Here is an 8014-nt window from a genome sequence, read left to right as displayed (position 1 = left end):
GCACCCGCTCACCACCGGGCGACGTGGCGTCCGCGCCCCCGTGCGCCTCGTGGTCGCCGAGGCCCACCAGGGCGACGACCGTCGCCTTCACGCCCGAGGGCGCCGGCACGCGCACGACTTCGTCGACGGCCCCGGTCACGCCGAGCGCGGGGGCCGTGGACATGAGGGCCTTGAGCGGTCCCTTCGCCAGTGGCTCACCCACGACGACGGGGCCGTCCGGGGTGCGGGCGACGCCGACCACGAGCGTGTCGACGTCGAGACGGGCGGGGTCCTTGAGGGTGAGGTTCACGGTGGTCACCGCTCGATGCTAGCCGCCGGGGGAGCCTGCACCGGTGCGATCCGGACGTATCCTCGAGCCCGTGTGGACACCCCTGGTCGTGCTCGTCGGAGCCGTGTGCCTCGCTCTCGCCGCGTGGGCGGGCTGGCGCGCCGTTCGTGACGAGCCGGTCATCCTCAAGCAGCTCCTGCTCGGGGGCGTGGCCGAGGCGTTGCTCGTGGTCCAGCTGGTGGTGGCCGGGGTCCTCGCCGCCACCGGCAGAGGGCCCGCCGACGTGCCGACGTTCTGGGGCTACCTGGTCACCACGCTCCTGGTGCTGCCGTTCGCAGCGGCCTGGGCGTTCGCCGAGCGCACACGGTGGAGCTCGGTCGTGCTGCTCCTCGCGGCGGCGACCGTCGCGTTCCTGCAGTACCGCACCCTCCAGGTCTGGGTCGGCCCGTGAGCGTCCACGGCACGCCCCGGACCGCACCGTCCACCCCACCGGCGAGCGCGTCCGGGCCCGGCCGGGTCCTGGTCCTGGTCTACGGGCTGCTCGCGGTCGCTGCCGGGGCCCGGTCCGCGGTGCAGATCCTGCGGGACCTGCACGAGGCCCCCTTGGCCTACGTGCTGTCGGGTGTGGCTGCTGCGGTGTACGTGCTCGCCACGGTGGCGCTGGCCCTGGACGGTCCCCGGTGGCGCCCGGTCGCGTGGGTGGCCGTGGTCATCGAGCTCGTGGGGGTGCTCGCCGTCGGCGCGATCTCGCTCCAGGTCCCCGAGCTGTTCCCCAGGGCCACGGTGTGGTCCGGCTTCGGGCAGGGCTACGGGTACGTGCCCCTGGTCCTACCGGTCCTGGGAATCCTGTGGCTGCGTCGGACGTCCCGCGGCGGGCCCGGCGGTCCCCGGTAGGTTGGCGGCCGTGTACCGGCTGCTCTTCTCCCTCGTCCTGCGTCGACTCGACCCCGAGCGCGCGCACCACCTCGGCTTCCTCATGATCCGGGCCGCGGCGGCGGTCCCAGGTGTGCGGCACCTGCTGGCGCGGAGGTGCTCACCGCCGCCGGGGGCGGGCGTCGAGCTGTGGGGGCGGCAGGTGCCCGGGCGCTTCGGCCTTGCGGCCGGGTTCGACAAGGACGCGATCGGCGTGCGCGGGCTCGTGACCATCGGGTTCGGGTTCGTCGAGGTCGGCACCGTCACCGCCCAGGGGCAGCCGGGCAACCCGCGTCCACGGTTGTGGCGGGTCCTGGAGCAGGACGCGGTGCGCAACCGGATGGGGTTCAACAACGGCGGCGCCGAGGAGGTCGCCGCGCGTCTGCGGCGGGTGCGAGCCACCCGTTGGGGCCGAGAGGCGGTGATCGGGGTGAACATCGGCAAGACGAAGGTGGTCGCCGCCGAGGACGCCCCGGCGGACTACGCCGTCAGCGCTGCGCTGCTCGCGCCGTTCGCCGACTACCTCGTGGTCAACGTGTCCTCGCCGAACACCCCGGGGCTGCGGTCGCTGCAGTCGGTGGACCAGCTCCGTCCGATCCTGGTCGCGGTCAGGGAGGCCGCCGACGGCGCGACCGCGCGCGGGCACCGCGTACCTCTGCTGGTGAAGATCGCCCCGGATCTCGCGGACGAGGACGTCGACGCCGTGGCCGATCTGGTCACCGAGCTGGGGTTGGACGGCGTGGTCGCCGTCAACACGACCGTCGCCCACGACATGGGCGAGGGCGGGTTGTCCGGGCCCCCGCTCCTGCCGCGCGGCCTGCAGGTCGTCGGGCGGTTGCGCGCTCGCCTGGGCCAGGGTGCGGTGCTCATCGGGGCCGGCGGCATCACGACCGTCGCGGACGCGCGCGCCTACCTGGACTGCGGTGCCGACCTGGTCCAGGGGTACACCGGGTTCATCTACCAGGGGCCGTTCTGGGCCGCGCGCATCAACAGGCGCCTCGGGCGCACCTCGTGAGCCGGCCGCTGTGGGACTGGGAGTTCCTGGACGCGGAGGGTGGGCAGCTGGACCGCCCGGTGAGCCCCGCATTCACCAGCAGGTTCGACGCAGAGACGTGGCTGGGTGACTGCCGGGGGCGACTGGAGGCGGACGGTGTCGCGCACGCGCGTCTGGCACACCGGGGGACGGCCGTCGCGGCCCCGGTCCGGATCCGGCTCCCGGACCGGGGCGGTGACGGCGTGAGGGCGTGAGCCCCGGTCAGAACACCGGGTGCTGAGGCGGGGAGGACTCCTTGGTCAGCGCCGGGTCACGGACGACGACCCCTGCCAGGACCTGGTCGATCCGGTCGAGGAGCTCGGCGGGGATCGTCACACCCGTGGCGGCCACGTTCTCGCGGACCTGCTCCGGCCGCGACGCGCCGATGATGGCGGCCGCGACGTTGTCGTTCTGCAGGACCCACGCCACCGCGAGCTGTGCCATCGACAGGTCGAGCTCGGCCGCGATCGGCTCCAAGCCCTGCACGGCCTCCAGGACGTCGTCACGCATGAACCGTTCGATCATGCGCGCACCACCCTTGGTGTCGGTGGCCCTCGAACCCGCCGGGCGTTCCTGGCCCGGCTTGTACTTGCCGCTCAGCACACCCTGCGCGACCGGGGACCAGACGATCTGGGAGAGGCCCAGCTCGGCGGAGGTGGGCACGACCTCCTCCTCGATGACCCGCCAGAGCATGGAGTACTGCGGCTGGTTGGAGATCAGGTGGATGCCGAGCTCCTGGGCGAGGGCGTGGCCGGTCCGCAGCTGGTCCGCGGTCCACTCCGACACACCGATGTACAGCGCCTTGCCCTGGCGCACGATGTCGGCGAACGCCTGCATCGTCTCCTCGATCGGTGTCTCGTAGTCCCACCGATGGGCCTGGTAGAGGTCCACGTAGTCGGTTCCCAGACGGGTGAGGGACGCGTTGATCGACTCCATGACGTGCTTGCGTGACAGGCCCACGTCGTTGGGGCCCATGGGGCCGGTCGGCCAGTAGACCTTGGTGAAGATCTCCAGAGACTCCCGTCGCTGCCCGCGAAGGGCGTCGCCCAGGACGCTCTCGGCGACGGTGTTCGCATAGGTGTCGGCGGTGTCGAAGGTGGTGACGCCCGCGTCCAGGGCTGCATGGACGCACGCCGTGGCGGCGTCGTTCTCCACCTGCGATCCGTGGGTGAGCCAGTTTCCGTAGGCGATCTCCGAGATCTTGAGACCGCTCTTCCCGAGGTGTCGATGCTTCATGGAACGAGCCTAGCCCCCTACGACGAATCGATTCGATCCGTTCCGGTGAGGGTCGCGCGCGCTCGTGGACGGCCCTCGGTGTCCGTGGGCTCAGGCGGGGTACTCGCCCCGTCGCACCTGAGGGCGGGGCAGACGGGTCCGGCGAATCTGGAACGCGCGCATCACCCCGTACATGCGCGACCCGCGGGGGACCTCTGCGCCGAAGCGGTCGGCCAGGCGGCGCTTGAGCACTCGGGAGAGGATCACCGCATCGACGATCGTGATGAGCACGATCGTGTACATCACCAGGATCACCACGACGCCGGCCGTGGGGTTCCCTGCGGTCACGAACGTCGAGAACACCATGAGGAGGGCCACCGGGAGGAAGTACTCACCAAGGTTGCGGCGGGCGTCGACGTAGTCCCGGATCCACCGCCGCACCGGACCGCGGTCACGAGCAGGCATGAACCTCTCGTCCCCGGTCTGCATCGCGCGGTACTCACGCTCGCGCTTGTCCTTGGCCGCTGCGCGCTGCGCGCGGATGGCCGCCTTGCGGTCCGACGGCACCAACGGACGCTTCCGCGCGGCCTCGGCCTGGCTGCGCCTGGGCGTGGGGCGGCCCTTGCCCTGGTTCAGGTTGTCGGCCCCGGTGGTCGCGGACGGCTGCGACTCGGGCAGGGGTTCGGGCGCGGAACGCTGGCGGGAGAACACACCTCAAGGGTAGTGGAGCACTAACGTGGGTACGTGCACACCCCCGACGTCGCCGCCCCCGGTACCCCCGCCATGGACGACCTCCGCCGACGGGTCGCGGACCAGTTCCCCGACCTGCGCCGGGACCTGGAGGACCTCGTCCGGATCCCGAGCGTCTCAGGCCCCAGCGGCGACCCCGCCGAGGTCGGACGGTCGGCGGACGCCGTCGCCGAGCTCCTGCGCTCGGCCGGGCTGGACGACGTCGAGGTCGTCACCGCGACGAGCAGCGACGGCAGGTCCTCGGCCCCGGCTGTCCTCGCCCACCGCCCGGGCCCGGCGGGGAGCCCGACGGTGATGCTCTACGCCCACCACGACGTCCAGCCCATCGGTCGCCCCTCGTCCTGGACCTCGGCGCCGTTCGAGCCCGTCGAGCGCGGAGGGCGCCTCTACGGGCGAGGAGCCGCGGACGACAAGGCCGGCGTGGTCGCCCACCTCGGGGCCCTCAGGGCGCTCGGTGACGACGTGCCCGTGGGCGTCACGGTGTTCGTCGAGGGCGAGGAGGAGATCGGTTCGCCGGGGTTCGGCCTGTTCCTCGACCAGTTCCGTGATCGTCTCGCAGCCGACGTGATCGTCGTGGCCGACTCCGTCAACTGGGCCGTGGGTGTCCCCGCGCTCACCACGAGCCTGCGTGGCCTGGTCGAGTGCGAGGTCGAGGTGCGCGTGCTGGAGCACGCCGTGCACTCCGGCATGTTCGGCGGACCCGTCCTCGACGCTGTGACGCTCCTGTGCCGTGTGATCGCCACGCTCCACGACGACGACGGCCAGGTCGCGGTCGAGGGCCTGGTCAGCGGCCCCGAGCCCGAGGTCGACCTCGACGAGGCGCGGTTCCGGGCCGAGTCGTCGCTGCTCCCCGGGACGGCACTGGCCGGGACGGGGACGATCACCGGCAGGCTCTGGACCAAGCCGGCGATCGCGGTCGTCGGCCTGGACGCCACCCCCGTGGACCACGCGTCCAACACCTTGGCGGCCTCGGCCCGCGCCAAGCTGTCGCTTCGGATCGCCCCGGGGCAGGACCCTGCCGCGGCCGCGGCCGCGCTGCGTCGCCACCTGGAGCAACACGTGCCCCTCGGTGCGCAGGTGACGGTCAGTGACGGCGAGCTCGGCAAGGCGTTCCAGGCGCCCACCGACTCCCCGGCGATGGCCGTCGCGCGTTCGGCCTTCGCCGACGCCTGGGGGGCCGAACCTGTGGACACCGGGATCGGCGGGTCGATCCCGTTCGTCGCGGACCTCCTCGAGGCCTACCCGCGGGCCGCCATCCTGGTCACCGGTGTCGAGGACCCCGACTCCCGCGCGCACGGCGCCGACGAGTCGGTGCACCTGGCCGAGCTGCAGAAGGTCGTCCTGGCGGAGGCGCTGCTGATCTCCCGGCTGGCGGCGGTCCGGCCCGGCGCGGGCTGAGGTCACCGACCGGAGACGTCCACCCCCGGACCACGGCCCGGGTGGCCGAGATCGCTGCGCACCGCGTCGGCGACCTGCTCCGACTCCAGGCGGCCCACCAGGTGCAGTCCAGCGGCGGTGCTCGACGCGCCGCCCGCCGCGGTCAGGACGTCCCCGTCGTCGACCAGCCGACCCTCGGTGTCCACCAGCACGCTCGGCTCGATCCGGACCAGGTCGTCCGACCACGCCCGGGACGCGGCCACCGGCCGCCCTGCGAGAGCCCCCGCGGCCGCGAGAACCAGGGTGCCGCTACCGACACCCGCCAGGACGGCCGTCCGGCGCCGGGTCTCGCGCAACCACGCCACGTGGTCCCGGTCGCGCAGGAGGGTCCGTACGCCGGGGCCCCCGGGCTGAATGACCACGTGCAGGTCGGTCACGTCGGCCGCGGACCGGTCGGGGACGACCTTCAGGCCCCTGGCCAGCACGACCCCGCGCCCGTCCGCAGACACGGTCACGACCTCGGGGTGCAGCGACGAGTGCGCCACCCACGACCGCAGCACCGCGTACGGGCCGACGACGTCGAGCTCGTCGGCGCCGTCGAAGACCACGACGCCGACCCGGACCGGGCTGGTGCTCGTCATCGCTACACCCCTGGCAGCGCCAGCATCTGGTCCAGTGCGGCCCGCGCCCACCGCGCGTCCTCGGGGTCGACGACGATCCGGTTGGGCACCCGCCCCTCGACCAGGGACTCCAGGGTCCAGACCAGGTGCGGCAGGTCGATGCGGTTCATCGTCGAGCAGAAGCACACCGTGGAGTCGAGGTAGTGCACGGTCAGCTCAGGGTGCGTCGCGGCCAGCCGTCGCACCAGGTTCAGCTCGGTCCCGATCGCCCAGGCCGATCCCGGCTCCGCCGCGTCCAACGCGCGGATGATGAACTCCGTGGAGCCCACCAGGTCCGCCGCAGCGACGACCTCGTTCTTGCACTCGGGGTGGACCAGGACGTTCACACCGGGGACCCGGCTGCGCACGTCCGTCACGTTCTGCACCGAGAACCGGCCGTGGACCGAGCAGTGCCCGCGCCACAGGATCATCCGGGCCGCCTCCAGCTCGGCGACCGTGAGCCCGCCTCCGGGCTTGCGCGGGTCGAAGACGACGCAGTCCTCCAGCGTGAGGCCCAGCTGTTCGACCGCGGTGTTGCGCCCCAGGTGCTGGTCCGGCATGAACAGGACCTTGCCGTCCCCGGTCAGTCCGCCGACCTTCTCGAACGCCCAGCGCAACGCCACCTGCGCGTTCGACGAGGTGCACACCGTGCCACCGTGGCGGCCGGTGAACGCCTTGATCGCAGCGGTCGAGTTCATGTACGTGACGGGCACGGTCCGGGCCGAGACCCCGGCGTCGGTCAGGACCGCCCACGCCTCCTCGACCTGCTCGATGGCGGCCATGTCAGCCATCGAGCAACCCGCGGCGAGGTCGGGGAGCACCACGGTCTGGTGGTCGCCGGTGAGGATGTCGGCCGACTCGGCCATGAAGTGGACCCCGCAGAACACCACGTGCTCGGCCTGCGGGCGAGCGGCGGCCTCGCGCGCGAGCTTGAACGAGTCACCGGTGACGTCGGCGAACTGGATGACCTCGTCGCGCTGGTAGTGGTGCCCCAGCACGAAGACCCGGTCACCCAGCGCCTCCTTCGCGGCGCGGGCACGCTCGACCAGGCCCGGGTCGTCCGGGGCGGGGAGGGCGCCGGGGCACTCGACGCCCCTCTCGGAGGCCAGGTCGGCCTTCTGCCCGAGGAGGAGCAGCGCGGCCGAGGGCGTGGGCTCGGCGAACCCGGTGGCGGTGGTCACGGCAGTCACACCCGGATTCTCCCACACGGGTCCCGGGCGCCCCACGCGCGGTCGGTGCGCGAAGATGACGCGGTGCGCGTACTCATCGCCCCTGACTGCTTCACCGGAACCCTCACCGCACCCCAGGCCGCCGCCGCGATCGCCGACGGGTGGGCCCAGGGCGCGCCCCACGACGAGGTGACCACCAGACCGTTGTCGGACGGAGGGCCAGGGTTCCTCGAGGTGGTGCGCAGCGGCATCGCGGGCACCGTGCCGACGGTGCTGGCGGTCACCGTGCCCGGTCCCTGGGGCGACCCCGTCCCCGCAGCCGTGCTCCTCGACGAGGCGGGTGGCACGGCGTACGTCGAAGCCGCCCAGGCGATCGGTCTGCACCTGATCCCCGAGGACCGGCGTGACCCGGCGCGCACCTCGAGCGACGGCCTGGGGCACCTGCTCCGGGCGGCGATCTCGACCGGCGCCCGCCGGATCGTGGTGGGCGTCGGGGGGACGGGCACCAACGACGCGGGCGCGGGGGTCCTGGCCGGTCTCGGCATGCAGGCCGAGGTGCTCGTCCGCGGTGGCGGCGCCCTCGACGCGATCGACCTCCAGGACCTCACCGGGCTGCCGGACCTGCGCGCCG

General features: G+C 73.0%; 10 protein-coding genes and 1 pseudogene. 6 read left to right on the top strand and 5 right to left on the bottom strand.

The features are described 5' to 3' along the window. A pseudogene (locus N869_RS10985) lies at positions 1-298 on the bottom strand (M17 family peptidase N-terminal domain-containing protein); the annotation flags it as partial. A 34-nt stretch (positions 299-332) separates the two neighbouring features. Here N869_RS10985 and N869_RS10980 point away from each other — a divergent pair. The 4 genes from N869_RS10980 to N869_RS10965 are packed head-to-tail and all read left to right on the top strand — an operon-like array spanning position 333 to position 2428. Continuing rightward, the gene (locus N869_RS10980) at positions 333-719 is read left to right on the top strand and encodes a hypothetical protein (protein ID WP_408606357.1); all 387 of its coding nucleotides are present in this window, start codon (positions 333-335) and stop codon (positions 717-719) included. Beyond that, complete coding sequence (locus N869_RS10975; protein WP_035061505.1) at positions 716-1162, top strand: hypothetical protein; 447 nt, start codon at positions 716-718, stop codon at positions 1160-1162. Before N869_RS10980 ends, N869_RS10975 begins: the two co-directional genes overlap by 4 nt. Positions 1163-1172: 10 nt before the next feature. Further along, the gene (locus N869_RS10970; protein WP_035061514.1) at positions 1173-2195 is read left to right on the top strand and encodes a quinone-dependent dihydroorotate dehydrogenase; all 1023 of its coding nucleotides are present in this window, start codon (positions 1173-1175) and stop codon (positions 2193-2195) included. Beyond that, positions 2192-2428 carry a hypothetical protein gene (locus tag N869_RS10965; RefSeq protein ID WP_035061504.1) on the top strand — a complete coding sequence of 79 codons (237 nt, stop codon included), beginning with the start codon at positions 2192-2194 and terminating at the stop codon, positions 2426-2428. The genes N869_RS10970 and N869_RS10965 overlap by 4 nt, the downstream gene beginning before the upstream one ends. Before the next feature lie 7 nt (positions 2429-2435). Here N869_RS10965 and N869_RS10960 read toward each other — a convergent pair whose 3' ends face one another. Then, positions 2436-3449 carry an aldo/keto reductase family protein gene (locus tag N869_RS10960; protein ID WP_035061501.1) on the bottom strand — a complete coding sequence of 338 codons (1014 nt, stop codon included), beginning with the start codon at positions 3447-3449 and terminating at the stop codon, positions 2436-2438. Positions 3450-3539: 90 nt separating this feature from the next. Beyond that, entirely contained in the window at positions 3540-4139 is a 600-nt protein-coding gene (locus N869_RS10955) for a DUF3043 domain-containing protein (protein WP_035061500.1), read from the bottom strand. Between the two features lie 72 nt (positions 4140-4211). On the opposite strand from N869_RS10955, the gene N869_RS10950 reads away from it, so the two are divergent. After that, positions 4212-5576 (top strand): dipeptidase, encoded by a 1365-nt coding sequence (locus N869_RS10950; protein WP_035061513.1) that lies wholly within the window; start codon positions 4212-4214, stop codon positions 5574-5576. A 2-nt stretch (positions 5577-5578) separates the two neighbouring features. On the opposite strand, the gene N869_RS10945 is transcribed toward N869_RS10950, so the two are convergent. Then, the gene (locus tag N869_RS10945) at positions 5579-6196 is read right to left on the bottom strand and encodes a DJ-1/PfpI family protein (protein ID WP_035061498.1); all 618 of its coding nucleotides are present in this window, start codon (positions 6194-6196) and stop codon (positions 5579-5581) included. 2 nt (positions 6197-6198) lie between these two features. After that, entirely contained in the window at positions 6199-7395 is a 1197-nt protein-coding gene (nadA, locus tag N869_RS10940; protein WP_035061496.1) for a quinolinate synthase NadA, read from the bottom strand. A 72-nt stretch (positions 7396-7467) separates the two neighbouring features. Between nadA and N869_RS10935 the strand changes: the two genes are divergently transcribed. Beyond that, the coding region (locus N869_RS10935) for a glycerate kinase (protein WP_035061511.1) at positions 7468-8014 on the top strand (547 nt) is incomplete at its 3' end.

The sequence above is a fragment of the Cellulomonas bogoriensis 69B4 = DSM 16987 genome (assembly GCF_000767165.1).
Taxonomy (GTDB): domain Bacteria; phylum Actinomycetota; class Actinomycetes; order Actinomycetales; family Cellulomonadaceae; genus Actinotalea; species Actinotalea bogoriensis.
This window is presented reverse-complemented; position numbering and strand designations above follow the sequence as displayed.

Excerpts from the sequence above, each read along its gene's own strand:
- N869_RS10960 (WP_035061501.1), bottom strand. The coding sequence starts at position 3,449 with ATGAAGCATCGACACCTCGGGAAGAGCGGTCTCAAGATCTCGGAGATC.
- N869_RS10950 (WP_035061513.1), top strand. The coding sequence starts at position 4,212 with ATGGACGACCTCCGCCGACGGGTCGCGGACCAGTTCCCCGACCTGCGC.
- N869_RS10945 (WP_035061498.1), bottom strand. The coding sequence starts at position 6,196 with ATGACGAGCACCAGCCCGGTCCGGGTCGGCGTCGTGGTCTTCGACGGC.